This is a genomic window from Rhodococcus jostii NBRC 16295 (assembly GCF_001894825.1).
Classification (GTDB): domain Bacteria; phylum Actinomycetota; class Actinomycetes; order Mycobacteriales; family Mycobacteriaceae; genus Rhodococcus_F; species Rhodococcus_F jostii.
Genome location: NZ_BCWY01000060.1, coordinates 26,623 through 47,985 on the forward strand (window position 1 = coordinate 26,623; position 21,363 = coordinate 47,985).

The 21,363-nt window shown below is 60.5% G+C and carries 19 protein-coding genes; 3 read left to right on the top strand and 16 right to left on the bottom strand.

The genetic code is table 11. The annotated features are described in order from the left end of the window. Positions 1-42 precede the first annotated feature (42 nt). Positions 43-1,281, bottom strand: a complete 1,239-nt coding sequence (locus RJ1_RS30490; protein WP_162850234.1) for a cytochrome P450 — start codon at positions 1,279-1,281, stop codon at positions 43-45. After that, entirely contained in the window at positions 1,259-2,101 is an 843-nt protein-coding gene (locus RJ1_RS30495; RefSeq protein WP_073366246.1) for an SDR family NAD(P)-dependent oxidoreductase, read from the bottom strand. Before RJ1_RS30495 ends, RJ1_RS30490 begins: the two co-directional genes overlap by 23 nt. 172 nt (positions 2,102-2,273) lie before the next feature. Between RJ1_RS30495 and RJ1_RS30500 the strand changes: the two genes are divergently transcribed. Beyond that, positions 2,274-3,065 carry an HpcH/HpaI aldolase family protein gene (locus RJ1_RS30500; protein ID WP_073366247.1) on the top strand — a complete coding sequence of 264 codons (792 nt, stop codon included), beginning with the start codon at positions 2,274-2,276 and terminating at the stop codon, positions 3,063-3,065. Between the two features lie 60 nt (positions 3,066-3,125). Here RJ1_RS30500 and RJ1_RS30505 read toward each other — a convergent pair whose 3' ends face one another. The 9 genes from RJ1_RS30505 to RJ1_RS30545 all read right to left on the bottom strand — a co-directional run bounded on the left by RJ1_RS30505 (position 3,126) and on the right by RJ1_RS30545 (position 11,956). Next, positions 3,126-4,457, bottom strand: a complete 1,332-nt coding sequence (locus RJ1_RS30505) for an FAD-dependent oxidoreductase (RefSeq protein WP_218026513.1) — start codon at positions 4,455-4,457, stop codon at positions 3,126-3,128. Further along, positions 4,458-4,778, bottom strand: coding sequence for a ferredoxin (fdxA, locus tag RJ1_RS30510; protein WP_073366270.1), 321 nt, complete (start codon positions 4,776-4,778; stop codon positions 4,458-4,460). A 153-nt stretch (positions 4,779-4,931) separates the two neighbouring features. Continuing rightward, complete coding sequence (locus RJ1_RS30515) at positions 4,932-6,149, bottom strand: CaiB/BaiF CoA transferase family protein (protein WP_073366248.1); 1,218 nt, start codon at positions 6,147-6,149, stop codon at positions 4,932-4,934. Beyond that, positions 6,142-8,412 carry an acyl-CoA dehydrogenase family protein gene (locus tag RJ1_RS30520; protein ID WP_073366249.1) on the bottom strand — a complete coding sequence of 757 codons (2,271 nt, stop codon included), beginning with the start codon at positions 8,410-8,412 and terminating at the stop codon, positions 6,142-6,144. The genes RJ1_RS30515 and RJ1_RS30520 overlap by 8 nt, the downstream gene beginning before the upstream one ends. A gap of 3 nt (positions 8,413-8,415) precedes the next feature. Then, positions 8,416-9,300: a CoA-transferase gene (locus tag RJ1_RS48970; protein ID WP_369691063.1), complete on the bottom strand. Its 885-nt coding sequence runs from the start codon at positions 9,298-9,300 to the stop codon at positions 8,416-8,418. Further along, positions 9,209-10,048 carry a CoA-transferase gene (locus RJ1_RS30530; RefSeq protein ID WP_074872654.1) on the bottom strand — a complete coding sequence of 280 codons (840 nt, stop codon included), beginning with the start codon at positions 10,046-10,048 and terminating at the stop codon, positions 9,209-9,211. Before RJ1_RS30530 ends, RJ1_RS48970 begins: the two co-directional genes overlap by 92 nt. Positions 10,049-10,186: 138 nt before the next feature. Further along, positions 10,187-10,825, bottom strand: coding sequence for a GntR family transcriptional regulator (locus tag RJ1_RS30535; RefSeq protein ID WP_083400253.1), 639 nt, complete (start codon positions 10,823-10,825; stop codon positions 10,187-10,189). A 67-nt stretch (positions 10,826-10,892) separates the two neighbouring features. Next, positions 10,893-11,090: a ferredoxin gene (locus tag RJ1_RS30540; protein ID WP_073366253.1), complete on the bottom strand. Its 198-nt coding sequence runs from the start codon at positions 11,088-11,090 to the stop codon at positions 10,893-10,895. A 20-nt stretch (positions 11,091-11,110) separates the two neighbouring features. Next, entirely contained in the window at positions 11,111-11,956 is an 846-nt protein-coding gene (locus RJ1_RS30545) for a hypothetical protein (protein WP_073366254.1), read from the bottom strand. On the opposite strand from RJ1_RS30545, the gene RJ1_RS30550 reads away from it, so the two are divergent. Further along, positions 11,951-13,657 carry an aldehyde dehydrogenase family protein gene (locus RJ1_RS30550; protein ID WP_240319553.1) on the top strand — a complete coding sequence of 569 codons (1,707 nt, stop codon included), beginning with the start codon at positions 11,951-11,953 and terminating at the stop codon, positions 13,655-13,657. The genes RJ1_RS30545 and RJ1_RS30550 overlap by 6 nt on opposite strands. A 102-nt stretch (positions 13,658-13,759) precedes the next feature. Here RJ1_RS30550 and RJ1_RS30555 read toward each other — a convergent pair whose 3' ends face one another. The 4 genes from RJ1_RS30555 to RJ1_RS30570 form a co-directional block, all read right to left on the bottom strand. Further along, positions 13,760-14,812, bottom strand: coding sequence for a sugar ABC transporter substrate-binding protein (locus tag RJ1_RS30555; RefSeq protein ID WP_074872651.1), 1,053 nt, complete (start codon positions 14,810-14,812; stop codon positions 13,760-13,762). 193 nt (positions 14,813-15,005) lie between these two features. Continuing rightward, complete coding sequence (locus RJ1_RS30560; RefSeq protein ID WP_162850232.1) at positions 15,006-16,103, bottom strand: ABC transporter permease; 1,098 nt, start codon at positions 16,101-16,103, stop codon at positions 15,006-15,008. Then, complete coding sequence (locus RJ1_RS30565; RefSeq protein WP_073366258.1) at positions 16,048-17,640, bottom strand: sugar ABC transporter ATP-binding protein; 1,593 nt, start codon at positions 17,638-17,640, stop codon at positions 16,048-16,050. The genes RJ1_RS30560 and RJ1_RS30565 overlap by 56 nt, the downstream gene beginning before the upstream one ends. A 417-nt stretch (positions 17,641-18,057) precedes the next feature. Further along, entirely contained in the window at positions 18,058-19,527 is a 1,470-nt protein-coding gene (locus RJ1_RS30570) for an aldehyde dehydrogenase (RefSeq protein ID WP_073366259.1), read from the bottom strand. A gap of 464 nt (positions 19,528-19,991) precedes the next feature. On the opposite strand from RJ1_RS30570, the gene RJ1_RS30575 reads away from it, so the two are divergent. Then, the gene (locus RJ1_RS30575; protein ID WP_073366260.1) at positions 19,992-20,396 is read left to right on the top strand and encodes a DUF3263 domain-containing protein; all 405 of its coding nucleotides are present in this window, start codon (positions 19,992-19,994) and stop codon (positions 20,394-20,396) included. Between the two features lie 156 nt (positions 20,397-20,552). On the opposite strand, the gene RJ1_RS30580 is transcribed toward RJ1_RS30575, so the two are convergent. Continuing rightward, complete coding sequence (locus RJ1_RS30580; RefSeq protein WP_073366261.1) at positions 20,553-21,143, bottom strand: cysteine hydrolase family protein; 591 nt, start codon at positions 21,141-21,143, stop codon at positions 20,553-20,555. Positions 21,144-21,363 lie beyond the last annotated feature (220 nt).

Here is a 21,363-nt window from a genome sequence, read left to right on the forward strand (position 1 = left end):
AAATCACTGGTCAGACGACAGAACTGTACGGCCGGGCGACAGTCAGTGGAAGACCACCGGCATGTCGTACCAGCCGGCGCGCAGCACCTGACGGATCGGATTCGGTGATCCTGCCAGTTCGATACTTGAAAAACGCTGCGACAGTGCACGGAAGAGAATTCGAGCCTCGAGACGCGCCAGGTGCGCTGCGATGCACTGGTGGATGCCGTACCCAAACGCGACGTGGGCGTTGGCTCCCGGCCGCTCGATGTCGAGCGTCCACGGGTTCTCGAAGGTCTCAGCGTCACGATTGCCGGCGTCGAACAGCAGGTAGACACGTTGGCCGGCAGAAATGTCGACTCCCTGGATCTCCACGTCCTTGGTCACGGTCCGGAGAAAACCACGGGCCGGCGTCGTCCACCGCAGCGATTCCTCGACCGCTGCGTCGACGAGCCCTACGTTCGCTCGGAGCTTGTCCCACTGCTCGGAATGCTGCGCAAACGCGTGCGCCATGCCTGCGAGCAACGAGCGCGTGGTGTCGCTGCCACCGGAAAGAAATGTGCTGCAGTAGATCAGCAGGTTTGCTTCGGAGACCGGCTCGCCGTCCAGCTCTGCCGATAACATAGCCGAGATCAGATCATCGCCCGGGTTCTCGCGCTTGAAAGCGATCCGCTCCCGAAAGAAGTCGTTCATGGTGGAGAACTGAGAGATAGCCTCACTCAGCTTGTCGATACCACGCACGAGCTTGAGCGATTCGAGGGCATCGCTCCAACCCCGAATCTCCTCGGAGTGCCCCGGCGGAAGTCCGATGAACTGCTCGATGACGTAGATCGGCAACGGCGCCGCAACGGCTTCCACGAAGTCGAAAGGCTTGCCCGGCTCGATGCCCTCAAGAAACGCCTTGACTTCCTTCTCGATCCGCTCGACCAAATGAGCGATTGCACGGGGCGCGAAACTACGCGACGCGATGCTGCGCAACTCCCGATGCCTCGGCGGATCGGCGTACGCGAACTGCTCGCCCGCCGAGTCGAAAAGGGTCCCGTACACGGCCTGTTCGCCGGGTTCGAGACGGAGCTGGTGAAGGTGCAATCCGCTCGCAGACGAAAACACCTCAGGCGTCCGCGCCGCTTCTCTGATGTCGTCGAGTTTGGACAGGACGAAGACATCGAGTGGCTCGTAACGGAATACCGGGGCTTCTTGATGCAGGCGGGGGTACACATCGTGTCGCTCGTTGATGTAGAAGTCTGGATCTTCGATCCGAACGTCATCGCTGGTAAGTTCAGACATAATCACGCTCGTCATTCGTGTTGGTTCTGTTCGATGGGTGACTGGAATCCTGCGCCCAGGACGCAAGCGGACCATGAACTTGGCCGCCGTCCACTGTCAAGGACGTTCCGGTGACGAATGACGCATCGTCGGAGAGCAGATAGAGGATCGAGCCGGCAATTTCGTCCGGTTGACCGATACGAGGTACCGGCATTCGCCCGAACCATGCCGAGCGATCCAACGCCGCAAATGCTGGACCCGAGTTGAGCGGGGTCTCGACACCACCTGGGACGACCACGTTGACGCGAATTCCGTCATGACCGAGTTCACGGGCAGCACACCTGGCATAAGTGGTGTGTACCGACTTGCTCATGGCGTAGGGAACGAATCCCCCGGCACCGGTGAGCGAAGCAATCGAAGAGAGAAGAACGACGGACCCTGTTGCAGCGGCACGCATCCCAGGGATACAGGCTGCCGTGCCGAGCACGGGTCCGAGGGCATTAACATCGTACGCGAGGCGGAACGCGTCCTCGTCGGGGTCGGCGATGCTGCCTCCGGTCATTACTCCCGCACTGTGCACCAACAGAGTTGGGGACGAACCGAATACCGTCTGCGACGATTCGACTGCGAACTCCCAATCCGAACGGTTCCGCACGTCGACACGCACGAAATGAGCCCGACCGCCAAGGCTCCTCGCCAAATTCATTCCGTCACTGTCTGCGACGTCCGCGATGAGAACGCGTGCACCCTCGGCCACAAGTCGAGTCACCACGGAGGAACCGATACCGCTGGCGCCACCGCTTACCAGGGCGACACGTCCCGAGAATCGGCCTCGATCACTCCCCTCCCCGAGCATTTTCCATCTCCTTCGTTAGCCGTAAACCCCACATACTTTGATACATTTTTGTATACATTCAGAGCTTAACTTAACCTACTCGACGTGTCAACGACCACTCCACCCCTTTGACGACCCACTGAACCACTAGATAGATTGTAGGCATCAACTTGACTACACAATTGAGGCCGAAATGCGCACGAACACAACGAAACAACATTTGATCACGCGTACGCCCTCGCTGGGCATCTCACTCACCATCTCGGACCCGTTCGTCGCAGAGGTCATCGGCAATGCGAACTTCGACTTCGTCATGATCGACACCGAGCATGCACCGCTGACCATCTCCGAGCTTCAGACGACACTCATGGCGCTTCGTACGTCGAACTCCACGACGATCGTGCGCACCGCCGCAAATAATCCGACCGACCTCAAACAGGTGCTCGACCTCGGGGCCGAGGGAGTCATCGTTCCTGATGTCGTGGACCGGCAGAGTTGCCTTCGGGCAGTCAGGGCTTCCCGATACGCACCCCTTGGTGACCGGGCTTTCGGGCCGCGCCGCGCCGCCCGACTGGACGGTGGACGACCCAGGTATCTTGCGGACGCCAACGATCAGATTCTGGTAATCGCGATGATCGAACACGTAGATGCGCTCGGGAATCTCGACGAGATTCTCACCACCCCTGGACTTGACGGCATCATGGTCGGACCAGCCGATCTGGCTGCCTCCATTGGCCAACTGAACAATCTGAGTCACCCAGAGGTGGTTGCCGCGATTGATAGCATCCACGCGGCATGCGATCGAAACGTATTCCCGTTCGGGATCTTTGCGGCCGGGGAAGACGCAGCGCGCGTTTGGGTGGACCGCGGAGCCGTGTTCGTGACCATCGGCGCAGACGTTCAATTTCTCGATCAGGGCATCGCGCGCTGCCAAGCATTGCGGAAAGACCTGGTCGCCGGCCACACGGCCAAGACCGCCGGATAGAGCAGTGGCGGCAGTGCGATTGCACTGCCGCCATTGTCGGCAACCGCATTGCCGCCACTGCTACCGTGAGATCGCAGCGTTGAGCATTTCACTACGATCGTGGATCTTGACCCGTGCTCGCTCGAGATCACGGCCGAGCTCGACTTCTGCCTGATCTATCGACAGCCAACCGTTCCAGTCAACGACTGCCACTTCGCGGGCTCGGAGGAGTTCCAGCGGGTCCACTCCGGACTTCTCGGATCTGGCATGCGGCAACGTCAATGCGTCTTCGACTATCGCGGTGACAGTTTCATTGGCATCCAATCGGTTGGTCCCGATAACCCCAGACGGCCCTCGTTTGATCCAACCCGTCACGTACGTACCTGCCAAATGCTCCTCATCGACGATTACGCGGCCCTCACGATGGGGTATGACGCCACGATGTTCGTCGAAAGGCAATCCGACGAGCTCGCAACCACGGTATCCGATCGAGCGAACCACGAACTGTGTGGCGACGTCCGTCGTCGAAATATCGTCGCCCTGCCCGCGAGCGAGTCGCACCGAGCGCACGTGTCCGTTGTCACCCTGGAGTTCCGTAGGCCTCGTGTTGAATTCCAATCGCAAAGTTCGCTCGCCGCCCCGCGACCCTCTGTCAGCGTATTCTTTCAATATTGCCATCCGCCGGGAGACCAGTGGATTCGCCGCGCCTTCCTGGTCCTCCGCATTCAGTTCGAGGTCGACAGGATCCACCACTATCGCGCAATCCGTCAGTGATCCAAGCTCGATGAGTTCCTTGTTGGTGAACTTGGCGTGGACCGGCCCCCTCCTGGCCAGAACCCGGACATCCCGAATACCACTCGAAGCGATCGCCTCGATCACATGCTCAGGCATGTCGGTACGCCTGAGCTCGTCGGGGGTCCGATTCAACAGGCGCGCAACGTCCAACGCGACATTTCCGCCACCCACTACCACTGCAGTGTGCCCAGAGATCGAAAAGCGTTCCACGCCAGCGTCAGGGTGACCGCTATACCAAGCAACGAATTCCGTGGCCGAGGAAACTCCGGACAGATGTTCACCAGGAATGCCCAGTCGGCGATCCTGGCTGGCTCCCGACGCGAACACCACTACATCGTAGTAGTTTCGAAGCTCGGCAAGCGAAATATCGTTTCCCACTGTCACATTGCCGAAGAACCGCACCCGCGGGTCAGCGAGAACCTCCGCGAACGCCCCGACTATCGACTTGATCTTGGGGTGATCAGGCGCAACGCCGTAGCGGACAAGTCCGTACGGGACGGGGAGCCGATCGAAGACGTCGACCTGCGCGTCGACCCGATCGGATTCACCGAGCAACTGGGCCGTGAAGATCCCGGACGGACCCGATCCGACGACCGCGACTCTCAGGTTGACCGACACTTAGGCACCACCTGGAGGTAGCGCTGAAACGAACGCCGGGTCATTACTGGACTTTCCGACCTTCTTTGCGCCTCGTGGTGAGCCGATTTCCGTGAAGAATGCGGCATTGAGATCCAGGAAGTTCTCCCTTTCCGGCGGGAGTTCGGCGTCGTAGTAGATCGCGGAGACCGGGCATGCAGCCTCACACGCACCACACTCGATGCACTCGTCTGGATGGATATACATCATTCGGTCACCCTCGTAGATGCAGTCTACCGGGCACTGCGCAACACACGATCGGTCTTTAATATCGACGCACGATTGCGTCACCACATAGGTCATGGCGTTCTCCTGCAATGTCGCCTGCCGTAGGCAGGGAGTTGGTGCCGAGAGGGGCAAATCGTCCACTAGGAACATCGAGCACAATCAAGTATTGCATACATTTTTGCCGCCATCAACGGTTCCCGTGCACCGGCTCAGGCGTCGGCCGCGTCGTCACACGACCGCTCCCCCACCGCGGAGGCGGGCAATCTGCTGCTCGTCGTAGCCGAACTCCGTCAGCACTTCATCGGTGTGTTCTCCGGCATCAGGCGGGTATCCCCAGGGCTGTGCCGGCGTCGACCCGAGATGGATCGGATTGTTCACGGTGACCACCTCACCGTGCCGTGGGTGCATCAATACCAAAGACATACCGTTGTGCACTACCTGCGGATCGACGAAAACGTCTTCCAAGCGGTTTACCGGACTGCATGGAACATCACCGGCCTCCAGTATCTCTATCCAATAGTCTGTCGGATGCTCCGCGAATATCGATTCGAGAGCCGGTACTAGTTCGCCACGATTTCGCACTCTGTCGGTGTTGGTCGTAAAGCGGGGATCTTCGTTGAGATCCCTCCTTCCCAACGCATCACAAAGCGTCACCCAGAACTTCTGAATGAGGCATGCAACCACTACCCATCCATCCGAGGTAGCAAAGACCTGGTACGGAACGATATTGCTCTGCGCACCCCCCTGCGGCCGGAAGGGAATCCCTGTCTTGTGATATGCGACAGAGAGATTCGGAAGGAGCGAGACCTGGCCGTCCAACAAGTTCACGCCGACCTTCTGGCCGACACCGTCGCGGTCACGAGCGCGAAGTGCCAGAAGAATTCCGTTGCAGGCCATGTACGAGCCGAGGAAATCCGCGATTGCCGGCGCCACTTTTACCGGAGTGCGCCCGGGTTCTCCGGTAGTACCCATCGTGCCGCCACGTGCTTGAGCAAGGAGATCCATACCCGGCCGGTCCACAAGCGGGCCGTCTTCGCCGTATCCGGTGATGGAGCAATAGACCAGGCGCGGGAAGCGCTCTTTCAGGCTGGGGAAGTCCAAACCCAGACGACGCGACGACGCGGGCCTCATCGAGACGACCAGCACATCTGCGTCGGTCAGCAGGCGGTCAAGCACTTCCCTTCCCGCAGGGGTCTTGACGTCGATGCGCACCGATCGCTTACTCCGATTGACACTGAATGCGTAGGCGCTCTCGCCCTCGCCAAATGCATTGTCGATCTGACGTAGTGGGTCGCCTGTCGGAGGCTCGACCTTGACGACATCCGCACCGAAGTCCCCGAGCATCGACGTCGCATACGGTCCGGCCGCGATCTGCGAGAGATCGACCACCCGAATCCCCGACAGCGCACCGACATTGGACCGGCGTGGGAGATCAGGATCAGGCATTCTCGTCTCCGTCGTCGGTCGAGGTGATCAGGCGCCAGGCGCCGAGGTCCATCGCGCAGGCCTTTCGACCGAGCATCCGTGCGCTCTCCTCGGTGGTGCCGTCAGCGAGGGACCAGGACCACAAGCGCTTGCTGTACCTCTGCAACGGATACTCCATCGTCACGCCGATTGCTCCGTGAACCTGGTGCGCGGTACGGGCAGCGACGATCGCTGCTTCACCAGTCAGTACCTTCGCGGCAGCGATAATCCCGGCAGGGAATCGACCGTCCTTCTCGACCCGCTCGCGTGCGGCATCGACGAGTACCGCCACGCGCTGCGCCTCGGACGCAAGTCTGGTCAGATGTGTCTGCACCGCTTGGAAATGGGAAATCGGCTTGCCGAACTGCTCTCGTTGTCCGGCGTACTCGATGGTTATCTCCGCGGAGCGCTGCAAGGCGGCGGCCAGAGCTGCGGCCCGAGCGAGCCTCGCGCGCTTACCCAGCTCGCCGGTGAGCTCCGCATGGCTTAAGCCGCTGTCGTCGAATGTGCGCGCGACGACGTCGGACAGACGCGCCGTGCTGGCGGGTTCACCGGCAATGTCCACGCCCGAGTTCTCGATGTCCAGGTCAGCGACGTCCACCGTTGCGATGTAGCTTCTGCCCGCCGACTCGACGGTCACCACGATAGAGGTTGCGTACTCGGCCCACCGGAGGGAGTCGAGTCGACCGCTAAGCAGGGTCTGCCCGTCACGTATCTCGGCGACCAGGTCACCGCTCGCGTGCACTGCCAAGTCGGAGTCCCAGGGGAAGGGGCGTGCGACGTGTGTAAGGAGGAACCCTGCCAGGACCGGACCTTCGATGACGGGTGTACTGACCCCGGCGTACGCGGCGCTGGCGATCACATCGAGCGCGTCCTGATACGAACCTCCACCGCCGCCCAGCTCTTCGGGGACGGACACTCCGAGGAATTCGCCCTCGCGCAGGATCCCGAGAAGTCGTGCGGACCCCGGATCCTGCGCACCTCGCGGCGCGGACCGTGCCTCGGGATCGTCGTCGAAGATCCCTTTGGCGAGGCCGTAGACCGTCTCCGCCAGGGGCGACCGCAGGACCCAATCCCTCCTCGTCTTCGCCCATTTGTCGAGCTGGCGCCCCACCAGGAGTCGCAGTACCTCGTTCGTGCCACCCGCGGTGGTGAAGACGGCCGAACGCAACCGATTGATGTCGAGGAAGGTATGAAGGCGTTCCGCAGCGGGCCCCGGTGACAATTCCTCGTCGCGAAAGGCCCACAACTCGTCGACCAGCAACTGTTCGAGCTCGGTCCCTAGATCCTTGGCCATTGCGGCTTCCGCAACGGGCGACCCTCCGAGTTCCACCTGGCGCGCGATCGACAGGGACATCTCCCGAAGCCCCATTTGTTGGGCTATGATTCGTCCGATGAGCTCGTGAGCGGTGTTGGAGTCGCCGGCAAGGGTGCGGGATTCTACGAAGGCTTCGAAGAGCGGGAAGGTCGTGAGGTAGCGTTCGGGTCCCGATCTCTCGAGTGCGAGCTCGGCCGTCAGTTGTTTCCAGCCCGAGCCCTCCTCTCCGATCAGCCAGTCGTCATGCGCGAAGACGTCGTCCAGGAACACTTCGTTGAAGTGCTTCTCGCCGTCCATACCTTCGATGGGCCGGACGTCGAGACCTTCGGCGTCCATCGGCACGACCAGGAGGCTGAGGCCTTCGTGCTTCTTCGGAGAATCCGATGTGCGGCAGAGCACTTCGATGTAGTCGGCGCGGTGGGCGTCCGTAGTCCAGATCTTGCGTCCGTTGATTCGCCACCCGCCATCCACCTTGCGGGCCCGCGTGCGTACCGAAGCAAGGTCCGACCCGGCGTCGGGTTCGCTGAACCCGCCTGCCATCAGGCAACGGCCTGCGGCAATCTCCGGGAGCAGCGCCTGGCGCAAGGATTCCGGGCCGTTCAGTAGCAGACTCGGAGCGGTCTGACGATCTGCAGTCCAGTGCGCCCCCAATGGCGCTCCGGCCGCGAGAAGTTCCGAGATAACCAGGCAGCGTTCGACTCCCGAGCGATCCGTTCCGCCGTACTCGACGGGGATCGTCATACCGACCCAACCCCGATCGGCGAGTTTGACACTGAATTCTCTGTCGAATCCACCCCGGGTCGGGCTGTCTCCAGAGGGAACGAAGCCGTTACGTCGAGCAAATTGCCTTACTGTTGTGACTAATTCACGCTCCTCGTCCGACAGCTGGATCGGGGCGAAACCGATCTGGCTTTTCACGGTACTCACAAGCTAGGTCCTTTCGTTGCCGGTGGCAGGACGGGGCAAGCGTGGAATTATCGAGGATCGACGGAGAATTCCGCTGGGATCGACGTGCGTACGCAGCAGCGCAACTTCGTCGTCGGTCGCGGCGAAGTCGGCGGGTTGTGACCGCGACACCTCCCACCCAATCGAATCCGCGACGGTGCTCCACGAGAGCTCGCCGAGCTTGGTGTCCGGCTGTAGGACCCCGGTGGAATCCGGACGGAGCACGGCCTCCGGTGTGAACAGCGCTGCCGGTCCTTGATTGGGTAGGCCGAGTTCTTGTCGCGTTTTTCCGCGGTACCCGTGACCGATCACCGACGCGTACTCGACATGATCGGTCAGGGTTCTGCGGTCATGGCGCTCGGTGAAGAGCAGTGTTCTTCTCGCGGTGTGGCCCAGCGCCGTGTTGGCCATCCCAGGGCCGCGCAGCCGACCGGAGGAGGTGCTGACGTAGTGGACGTTGACACTTCCATGCTGATCGATCTGCATTCCGCCGTAGAACATCACATCGATGCCCAACTCGGTGATCGCGAAGACATCGGACATGTCGGCGATTGCCACAGGATGACAGTTCCATCCAGCCGTGAACTCCGGTACAAGCCGACGTGGATTGACGTAGACGCCGGCTCCCAGAATCGTCAGTCCTGGTGCGTGTTGTGCTTGCGCCAGCAGACTTGCGGCGAGTGGAATTGCAGAAGCGGCACCGGTGAGGACAACTTCCCCGTCTGCGAGCTCGCGTGAGATCGCGATGCACATACGTTCGCGTGCGGAGAGATCCATGTCAGATCGCCTCTCGTTCGAGCTGTGCGAGACGCGCGGAACCGATCTTGGAGAGATATGTTTCGTGTCGGACAGCGCAGAACTCGACGGCATACTCCTTGATCCCTGCGTTTCTCACAAGGGACTGGTATTCGGAAAGGTGGTCCAGGTCGGCCACGTAACTCCCTACGCTGCCGAGCGGATGCGCGCCATACGGGACCTCGACGATCTGGTCCACCAGATATCCGGGCACGGAGACACCGAGCCGTGCGGTCTCACTGACCGGAACGATTCGATCAACCTGCGCGATAACACGTCGGGCAGACCGCGCGATCATCAGATCGGCCCATCGGCTACCGAAATGGACCAGGTTGCCCGTTTCGTCTCCGAACGGGGCGTGAAGGAAAGCAGTATCGACAGAGAGCGGAGCAACCCCGGTCACCCGCCCGTCTTTCACCACCAGCGGGTTGTCGTCCACCAGATCATTCGTTCCCAGATTGTCGAGAGCCTGAACAGGTGCTTGATGATTTTCGGCGAGATACCCACCCAGCAACAACGCTTCGTCGCAGTCCTCGAATGTCACCGAACCGATGGCGAAGGCCTCCTTCGCTGCGGGAGCGAGGCCCACTCCGGCCAGAGAGATGTGCGGGATGCGCACTGTCGAGACTCTCCCGAGGCCGATGAGCACATCAGCGTCCCAAGATGCTGCCGGGGCCGAGCTGAGGAACAGATCCTTTGCTCCGGAACGGATCAGACTCCGCACGAGGGAACTGGGACGGTTCTCGAGAAGCATGCCGCCGAGAGCAACTCTTCGACAGTCAGCTAGCTGCGGCTCGATCTCGGACAAGGTGGTTTGTTTCATTGAGCTACCGGCTCCCGGTGGTAGTGATGAACTGCTGGCGCTAATGATGTGGCGATCCACCCCCGATGCCCCATGTCGCCATTTGTGTATACATTAACTTAGGCCGAGGAGCGCTCCCCGTCAATCATCTAATACTCCCTACCCGAGGCCGGCCAGCCTGTGACTGTCGTTGACTGCCATTAGGCGATCCACATCGAATGCGGTGAGAGCGTCGATTATCGACCGGTGATCAACGCGTATCTCCTCTTTCGCCTCGGACAGGTTCGACAGCAGTGAGGAGCTGTGCACCTCCGAGACACGCCACAGGCGCTGCACTCCGAGTTTGAATTGACGAAGGGTGGAGAGGTCAAAGATCGCAAAATGAAACTCACGATTCCAGCGAAGGTAGTCGTCGATGTCGAGTCGGCCTATGGCCTCGTTCATCCGCGCGTCGGCATGCTCGACTATCGCCAGCACACGTGAGTCGGGCCTGACAATCGTTCGTAGCAACTCGGCCTCGAACAGCCCGCGCATCTGATATACCTGCGCCAGATCGTCCTCGCCCAGACGCACAACCACATATCCGCGGTTGGCGCGATGAGAGACAAGCCCCTCCGCCTCGAGGACCCGAAGCGCTTCACGCAGCGGACTTCGAGACACCCCGAGTTCCTCGGAGAGATCCACCTGATGGATCTTCCGCCCCGGCAGTAGTGCTTGATCGACGATAAGGCCGCGAATCTTTGCCGCGACCTGCATCGTCAATTGCACTGGTTCGGTATCTGCGCGATAGCTCGTCATCGGCCTACTCCTGGTCGTCTGGCACCCGTCACACGTAGAACCGCCCGAGGCTATGCCTGCGAGGGAACTACTCGGAAATACTGACCGCACCGGCAGGACAGGCGCGTACAGCCTGCTCGACGGTGGTTCGGAGAAGCTCGTCGACGGACTCGGTCATCACCTCCGCATAACCCTCGTCGTCCATGCCGAAAACTCCGGGCTCCTCGATGAGGCATTGACCATGCCCCTCGCAGCGCTGAAGGTCGACGACAACACTGAATGCCATTGCGCTTTCCTTCCGCGAAACTAGATGTGGACCGATGCCCGTGTAGGCACCGGCATTCCGAAACTGACCACCTTCGTGCCCTCCGAAGCCTCTACGAGAACGGACTCTCCGAAGTCAGAAAAGATGACGGTGCGCGGCCCGTACGTATCCGACCCGATCGACACCTCGCCTTCACTCACCCAGATGAACTGCATACGTTCAGGGGGCAGATCCAGAACACTGCGTGCATCCCACCTGTAGGTCGACACGTAGACGTCGTCTTCCGTGAAGCGGCCTAGCGACTTGATCGCAACGCCCTCGTTGAGCGGTCGCCAGTCGAACCCCTCCGGGTTCATCAGGATCGGCTGCGGATACCTCGGCGTCGGATAGGTCAACTCACGACCCATGAAGTTTTCCCACACGGCGTTTCGGCCATCTGCGCGATGCTCGTTGCCCTCGGCGTCGACCATGACGTAGTAGCCGTCCTTGAACTCGCCAACTTTCTGCATCTCGGTGTAGGTCGCGTCGTGCTGCGCCCGCGTGACCCAATCGGGACTCCACTGGATCAGCAGCACCTCGGCCTGCTCGATCACTTCAGGTCCGTAATGGGCACCAGCCGGGAAGAAGGCGGACTGGCCACCTGTAGCTTCGAGACCGTGACCGAAATCCGGATCTCCACTGACGATGAAGCGGATCTGATCGAAGTTGTGGCGATGGCGAGGAGCATTGAAGATCCCGTGACCGCCTTCGTAGTACACGAGATCGGCGGTGAAGCCGACCCCTGGTGAGACCTCGCCTTCCCGTACGAACTTGCGGTGCACCCGCCCCGGCCGGTTCTTCTTGGCCACTAACTCGTATGGAATCAGATCGGTTTCGACCACATGCATTGTTGCCTCCTGGGCTACTCGTCGACACACGCTCGCTCGCGTACACACGCCAGGATCACCGACCCTGCCGCAATCAATAAATTCAGTATCGCATACATTTCTGTCGTCAATCTAGATTCCTCGCCTGTAGTCTTGACGTGTCGTGAATCACAGGTCACGCTTTACATGCATACTGCGCCCAGTTTGGTGCGAACATTCCGAGAGGGCTTCCCCTTGCCACAAATCCTCAACATTGCAGAACCGCCGACCTCCAGCTTTCTCGAAAATACCGAGGTCCAGAACATGCTGATCGACGGTCGATGGACCGCGGCCAGTGCGGGCGAAACTTTCGACACTTTCAACCCTGCCACCGGCGCCCTCCTTGCCCGTGTCGCGTCCGGACAGAAGGCCGACGTCGATCGCGCGGTGACAGCCGCCCGGCGCGCATTCGAGCGCGACAGCTGGGCACACATGAATCCCCACGCCCGCACCCGGATGTTGCTCAGACTGGCCGATGGAATCGACGCCAGTGCCGAGGAACTCGCGACGCTGGAGGCGTTGGACAGCGGAATTCCCCTGTCCGTCACCCGAGGAATGGTCGCTGCCTCCAGTGAAGCGCTCAGGTACTACAGCGGTTGGCCGACTAAGCTCCAAGGGACCGTCAACCCCGTCGACCCTCTGGTCCATTGTTACACCGTCCGTGCACCGGTCGGTGTCTGCGCAGGAATCATCCCATGGAACGGGCCGATCACGATGGCGGTTTGGAAGGTCGCGCCCGCACTGGCCTGCGGAAACACGATAATCCTCAAGCCCGCCGAACAAACGTCGCTCACGGCGCTTCTCCTCGCTCGAATTTTCATCGAAGCCGGACTTCCAGACGGTGTGCTCAACGTCGTCACGGGACTCGGCCGCAATGCGGGAGCGGCAATCGCACAACATCCCGGCATCGACAAGGTCTCTTTCACCGGATCGACACAGACGGGGAAGAGCGTCCTATCGGACTCGATCGGGAACCTCAAGCGAGTGACGCTGGAACTCGGGGGCAAGTCACCACACATCGTGATGGCGGACGCCGACCTCGAACTTGCGGCCTCGAACGCAGCTCAGGGATTCTGCGGGCTGACCGGCCAGATGTGCATTGCAGGCAGCCGAATTCTCGTACACCAGTCGGTCCGCGACGAGTTCAGCGAGCTGCTCGCGAAGAAGGTCAGCGTTTACCGGATCGGCGATCCCTTCGCTTCGGACACCGACCTCGGCCCGCTCATCTCGGCGCAGCAGCGTGATCGTGTGAATTCTTACATTGAGCTCGGCGCCAATGAAGGTGCTCGTGCTCTCGTTGGCGGCGGCGAACCATTCGATGGTCCTGGCTATTTCGTCAAGCCGAGCATCTTCACAGACGTCGACAACTCGAGCCGATTGGCGCAAGAAGAGATCTTCGGTCCGGTAGCTGCAATCATCGAGTTCACCGATGTCGACGAGGCGATCCGGATCGCGAACGACACGGATTACGGTCTCGCCGCCGCTGTTGCGACTCGTAATGTCTCGAACGCGCACCTGATCGCGCAGAAGCTCCGCGCGGGAGTGGTGTGGGTCAACACCTACGGGGAATTGGACCCCGCGTTTCCCTTTGGGGGATTCAAACAGTCCGGAATCGGCCGCGAACTCGGCGAGGCGTCGCTCGACAACTTCACCGAACTAAAGTCGGTCATGATTCGGCTCTGAGATCGTCTGTCAACCCTGCAACGGGTCGGGCGCCGAAGGGCACCCGACCCGTTTCCCTGTACACGAATGTGATCGGTCAACGAATGTGATTGCTAGCCACAGCTATTTGTCCCACAGGTAGGTGAATTGCTCGCGGAAGTCCTGTGGTTCACCACTCCAGTCCGTGGTCGGATCGAAGTCGATGTTGTCCGCGGTGTGCAGCTGCACCGGCATGTCCAACCCGCGATAGACGTCAACCGGCACTTCTTGACCGGCGAAAACACGAGCGACGGCATCCGCGACCATGTATCCGGTGTAGTCCAATCCTTGGTCGAGCGAAGCGGCCAGCATGTTTCCATCGGTAATCTGAATCATGTTCGCAGGGGTTCCGCCTACGGTCACGCCTTTGACGCGGTCCGCCAGGCCGGCTTGTCGGAGTGCTTCCGGCACACCGACGAAGACTCCACCGAACGTACCAAACACGTAATCGATATCGGGGTCGGCCTGGACAGCCGACACAATGCGTGACGGTAGAGCGCCGCCAAGTTCGGAGAAGCTGAATTCGAGGTCCTTGACCTCGCACGAGGGGCACTTATCCTTGAGTCGGTCAGCAAAACCGTCACGCTGCGCAACCGCCGCAGCGATATCCGGCGGATACGCGATCAGGACCTTGGCAGCGGCGCCGCTGTCAGCAATCGTCCAGTCCCCTGCGATTCCGCCGAACCTACGCGCTTCGGGAAGGGAATAGAAGGAGAAGTCGATACTCGGCCCAGTATGACCTTCCAGCGATGTCGAGTATCCGACTACCTTCACACCCGAATCATGCAGCGCTGCAAGCTGCGGACCAACAGACGACGTTACCAACCCACTGAGGACAACTGCATCGAATCCCTGGCTTCGTGCCTGTTCGATTGCCCTGGCCGCTTTCTGTGGATCAGCGCCAGCTTCGAGTTTGGTCGCCTTCATGTTCAACACAGCGGCGGCCTCGGCGAAGGAACCGTACGCAGTGTTGTCGTTCTGCGTGCCGGATCCGATCCACGCGACGGACTTACCTGCCGGCTTGGACTTCAACGGTTCGGTGATCCCGATGGACGTCGGCTTCTGCATAAAGGCATCGACATTGGCCTGAACGTCGGCGGGCACTTCACCACCGGTTCGTGCCCCGGCCGTGCTCACGCCGGTATTGCTCGAACACGAAGTCGCCATGCAAATCAGCGCGACACCAGCGACCGCGCTCGCAACTCCTCGACGCCGCCAAGTGCGACCGGTCTTACCGCGAATCATTGATACAGCCTGCTTCCATTTGTCGGAGTGGTCACGTTGACCGACCGAAGTCGAACGCGGTATAGGTATGTGGCATTGGCACTGGTCAGGGGGCTCCGTTGGGCTCCAGTGTCGATCGTTTGGACCACACTGACATTGCCATGGCACCGATCAAGGCAATTCCGTAGAAGAAGTCGTGGATCCAGAGTCGCACTCCGATGAGGTCGAACCCCTTGGCTCCGATTGCCAGTGCGATGATCGCGATGACAGTTCCCCAGGCATTCACTCTGCCTTCCTTCAGCTGAGTCGCTCCGAGGAACACCGCCGCGAATCCGGGAAGCAGGAAGGACGCCGCTACGCCAGGCGAGTTGGCGCCGACACGAGCAGCCAACAAGATCCCGGCAATGGCGCCGAGCACACTCGACAGCACGAGCGTCGTCATGATGTATTTTCGTACCGGGACGCCGGCCAGACGGGCGGCTTGGATTCCGCCACCGATGGCATAAGTCCGGCGACCCACCGCGGCGTGTTCGAGAAAGAACCACGCGACAATCGCCAGCGCCAGCGCAATATAGACCGGCCACGCGATTCCGAACAACGAACCGACCCCGATTCCGAGAAAGTTCGCGTCACGGATCGGGAAGCTGGAACCGCCGGACAACGCGAAGTCGATCGATCCGATCACCGTTCCTGTGCCAAGAGTGGCGATAAGTGAGCTCACCTTGAAGTACGTGATGATGAGTCCGTTGAGGATACCGAGAGCGACACCGATGAGGATGACCACAAGTGCCGCGGTCACCCAAGACATGTCGTGCTTCACCATCAGGATGGCCATGACTGTCGACGTCAGTCCCATCGTGTACGCCACAGACATGTCGAAAACACCAGCAGTGACGGGGATCAGCACCCCGAGCGCGACGATGATCGTGATCGACTGCTGGCCGAGCATGGTCGTCCACGTGTCGTAACGCAAGAACAGGTCGGGAAGTCGGTACGTGAAGTATGCGAACAGAAGAATCGCCAGGTAAACCGCAGAAATGCGCTTCACTGACAACACCTGCCACCACTGGAACTTACTCTTTTTACCCGACTTCGGGTCAGACTCCACCGAATCCCGTCTCACTGTCTCCGTCTTGCCTGCGAGCGGACTACTCATTGCTGTCTTCTCTCTTTCCAAGGCTTTGGCCCATCGAATTGCGCGCAATAGAATCGGTGGTGAGTTCCTGTCCGTGCAGCTCTGCTTGCACAACTCCGTCGGCGAGGACGAGTACTCGATCACAGTTGGCGGCGAGTTCCTCCCAGTCAGACGACGTGGCGATGATGGCTGCTCCGTCGCGAGTGGCATCGTCGAGCATTTCCCAGATCGAGCGTTTGGCGCCAACGTCAACTCCCGCCGTCGGCTCCTCGAGCAGGACCACCCGAGGTCGCGTACGCATCCACTTGGCCATCACCACCTTCTGAGCATTTCCACCAGAGAGCTCTACGACGTTTTTGTCCGGCTGCCGTGGACGAATATCCATCGATTCGATCCAACGATCGGCCTCGTCGACTTCCAATCGTCGCGACAGCCTCCCACCCTTAACCACATCTCCCATCGACGGAATGGTCAGGTTCTCGGAGATCGTCATGGAGGACACGAGCCCCTCCGGGAAGCGTTCCCTGGGTACCATGGCGATACCGGCATCCAGTGAGTGCTTGATCGAGCCCACTCGGAGCGATTCGCCACCAACGCTTACGGTGCCCCCCGACGGCTGGGTTATCCCGGAGAGGACGCGCGTGACGTCCTCTCGACCGGAACCGTCCAATCCGGCAATGCCGACAATCTCGCCTGCACCTACCGTGAGCGACAGCGGTGAAAGGTGCTCTGTAGAAATATTTCTCACCTTGAGCACCGGCTTACCCCGACTACGGTCGAAGGTTGGCCTGGAGTGATTGGACGCCGAAGCGGAGCGGTCACCGACGATGAGTTCCGTGAGTTGGTCACGAGTGAGCCCCGAGACGCTGCGCTCGGCGACCTTGTTGCCGTCTCGCAGTACTGTGACTCGGTCGCAGATCGTCAAAACATCGGCGAGGCGATGGGACACGAACAGCACTGCGCAACCGCGACGAGCAGCAGTTCTGACCGCGTCGAATAGCACCTGGACTTCCCGCTCAGGGAGGGTCGCGGTGGGCTCGTCGAGGATGAGCAGGCCACTTGAATCGTCCGACATTCCCGAGACCGCTCGCACGATTGCAACAATCGCTTGATCACGGCGGGACAAGTCGTCCACAAGCTCTCGTGGGTCGACGTGTGAATCGAATTCCCGGAGAAGCTTCTCAACTCGTTTTCGCTCCGCTTTCCATGAGATCCTTCCCGCACGGGTGAGGTAGCCGTGTTCTAGAGCGATGTTGTCAATCACCGACATCGACGGAATCAATCCCAGATCCTGATGGATGGCATGAACGTGATCGCGCCAAGGCGCGCCCGCGTCATACAAATCCACGGAGTCACCCAAGAACTCGGCAGCTGCACCAGGATCAGGTGCGTGAAAGCCGGTGATCAGTTTGATCAATGTGCTTTTACCGCAGCCGTTGTGGCCTACCAGGGCGTGGATTTCGCCTGCATGGATCTCCATCGAGAAGTCTGTAAGTGCCCGCTGGCCAGGGAAGGTCTTCGTTAGATCCCGCACGGACAGAACGCTGTCTGAACCTCGCGCAGTTCCCTTCTCGGGCACTCCGACCTCGACGTCTGTGCTGCTCATTTCCGACCCGCTCTCGATGGCGACAATTTTGTATGCAACAAAAGTATCGTGTTGCCCCGATCACATGTCAAGAGCCCGTGGGGGCAGGGTCACAATTTGTTACGAAGAGGGCGGTTGGTCCAAAGATTCATAAAATAGTCTGTAGGAGTTGATATTTAGTGAACTCCGGTAATGACCCGGCTGTCGGACTCGGCGACATGGACGTGCCAGCGGACCTCGGCCACCGCAGCGAAAGCCGATCCCTTCGCAGCCCTGCGGGCTGACGTACTACGACGCAGGGAGGGGAGGCTGCGGCTGGTGTGTTGTCCACTGCAGCAAGAAGTTCCACTAAGACCGGGCATGGAACGCGAACAAACCCCTGTGGAAGCGTAATTCATCACGCTTCCGCAGAGGTCCATTCACAACTGTTGCTCACATTCAGATCGGAGCTACCGAAGGTTCTTCGTCGAGAATGATCGCCTTGGTCTCCAGGTACGGCAGCAGACCTTCGACGCCACCCTCGCGTCCGATTCCGGACTGCTTGAATCCTCCGAAGGCGAAGGCGTGTGAGTTCCGGTGCGCGTTGTGGCCGACCGTTCCGGATCGGATCTGACGCGCGAAGTTCCACGCTCGGTCGACATCGTTGGTGAATACTGCCGAATTCAGGCCGTACAGGCTGTCGTTCGCAATCGCGACCTGTTCCTGCTCACTGTCGGCCGGAATCACACTCAAGACCGGTCCGAACAGTTCGTTTCGCGCCGTGACCGTGTCGTTGCCGACATTGCCGAGCAATGTGGGTTCGACAAACCAACCCTTATCGAGGCCTTCGGGTCGGCGGCCACCGGCCGCAAGCGTCGCGCCCTCGTCTACACCCTGGGCGATCAACCGGTTGATGTGGTCGAGTTGCCGTCGCATGGCCACAGGGCCCATGTCGGAAGAGTCGGAGAACTGGTCGCCCACCCGAATCTTGGCGTACTCGGCACTGATCGCCTCGAGCAGTGCGTCGTGACGATGCTTGCTCACGATCACTCGGGTCAAGGCTGAGCACACCTGACCGGTCAGCTCGATCGACGACGCAGCCAGTGATGCTGCCGCGGCCTCAATGTCGTAGTCGTCGAGGATCAACGCAGAGTTCTTTCCCCCGAGCTCGAGGTTGACGCGCGCGATTCGTTCCGCACCAATTGCCGCGATCTGCTTGCCGACCTGCGACGAGCCGGTGAAGCTGAGCTTGTCGATGCGCGGGTCGCGGACGAGCAGCTCGGAGGCCTCACGCTCTGCGGTGACGAAGTTGAGGACTCCTGGTGGCAGACCCACCTCCTCGGCAACTTCCGCGAGAAGGTACGCGCTGACCGGTGCTTCTGGCGCCGACTTGAGTACGACCGTGCAGCCGGCCAGTAGAGCGGGAGCGATCTTCCAGCTCATGGCGACAAGTGCGGCGTTCCACGGAACGATCGCTCCGACAACGCCTACCGGTTCGCGCGCGATCCAGCCATACCCGCCACCCATAGGGACATGTCGCTCGACGAATTGGAAGGAGTCTGCGAGGCCGGCGTAGTAGTCGTAGATTCCCGGGATACGTTCGCCACGCGCAAGCGCCTGGTTGTGCAGGATCCCCATCTCGGACGACCAGATCTGCGCCAGGTCGGCAACCCGGGCCCGCAGACCGACAGCGATCGCACGTAGATACCCAGCACGCTCTGCATGCGTCAGCTTCGGCCACGGGCCGGAGTCGAACGCCGTTCTGGCCGCAGCGATGGCGCGGGACATGTCAGCCTGACGCGCCGCCGGAACAGTCGCATACACCTGTTCAGTTCCGGGCTGGATGACGTCGATGACATCGGAACTCGACGGGTTCACCCACTGGCCGTCGATGTAGAACCGATCAAGGTACTTGATGGGTGCGGACAACGTGACTCTCCTATTTCTCTCAGTTGACTGAGCTACCGTTCGCACATACGGCCCGGCACTGCGGGACAACACAGGCCTACGTCACTACGTTTCGAATCGGCGATGCGTCGCTGGTCACTCGAGGCAGGATCAGCTAAGACAATTTTCAAACTGAGCATTTTTGCACACGTTTATGTATACATCTATGCGGTTGCGACTGCAAGCTAAACCCGCCCGGTCACGCCCAACTGGCACGGTGCCATCACCTAACCGATCGGCACATTCTGTGCCCCTCAGGGGTTGACGAAACAGCCATCCGATGCCACCGTTATGTAGACATTTTTGTCGCCATTGAGGTGCGGACATCGAGGCCGCCGCGTCGGCCTCAGCACGTCTGATCAGGGACGCGCCATGCCGCACCTCCAAGCTTTCTCTCCCGGACACCTTCGAATCACCACGGCAGAGTGCCGAGACCGGAGCACCTAATGTTGGATAACACTGCAGCTATTCTCGCCTTCGCCACGAAATGGCGACACTGGGGCGGTGGGCACACCGAGGACATCTTCGTCGAGTTTGGTCTCACGGCTCCGCAGTACTTCGAGCGCCTTCACCAGCTTCTCCGCAACAGGCACAAAGTCGCGGCTCACGGGGTATCCCCGATCGTGCACGACCAGCTGCGGGCAATTTGTGAGTCGCGGCTCGCACGACGCCCCTGGGAACAAGGCCCGCCGCCGAGACAGGCGGCTCGGCCAGCGAACTCGGAGGTTGTGAAGGTGGCGAGTTCTGAGGCCACTTCGGCTTCTCTACCGCGGCGATCGAATTCCGACCCGCTGCCGGAGTTCGATCGCATCGAACACGGGACCGACGGCGACCACAACCACCCGCGATGACCAAGAGGCACAGGCCTGGCCCATAGTACGAGGGCCTCCAGGCGGTTGCCGGTCAGACCGATACCGCCTGGAGGCTCTCGTACTTGGGTCCGAAACATCAAGGAGCAGTGGATTCACCTGCGTGACAGCCGGCGAATTCACCGTTCCGCTCCGCGGTCATCCGAGAAGTCCGACGACCTCCGCAGCAGTGATGACGTCCGCCTGGCGCGGAAACACCTTTCCGACGAGCACGTCGTGAACTTCGGAATCGGGATCCGCGCAGGCGTCGGAGAGAACGACAATCCGGTAGTCGAGATCGGCACCCTGCCGGACCGTTGAGAGAACGACGCCGCTTGTCGAGATTCCCGCCAGAATCAGAGTGTTGACATTCCGAGAGCGCAACTGCTCGTCGAGATCGGTCGTAGTGAAGGGACCGACACGAGTCTTGCGAACCACGACGTCGCCATCCTCGGGAGCTACGCGATCGTCGATGGCAGTCGTGGCCGAGTCAGCGTGCATCGCGGCGCGGAGCTTCGGATCCGCCGCGATGGGAGCAAATTTGCTGTACTCCGGAAGCGCTGCGTAGTCCGAGTCCTCGAAGCCGACTCGGACGTATCCCACGTGCCCGCCGGCAGCTCTGATCGACTTGATCACGTCTGCCGTGCGACCGACCAATGCGTCTGCATCCTGGACGCTGCCAAGAATGCCTCCCTGAAAATCCATGACGAGCAGGGCCGAGCGCGACAACTCGAGCGGTGCGATGGACATACTTCTCCTCTACGTAGGTTCCTGTGACAGATAGCCAACAGGCTGCAGTGCTGCAGTACGGGCCCCCGGGCTCGGGTGGGCGCACTCGCTGCCGGGAGTTCGATCTGCGGAAGCAATTATGCATTCACTTCTACATTCATTATAGCCGCACGTCGGTCGACATGACAGGGGGCGAACCCACCACATCCCCTGGGGCTCTGTCACAGTCAGCCAGCTCGAT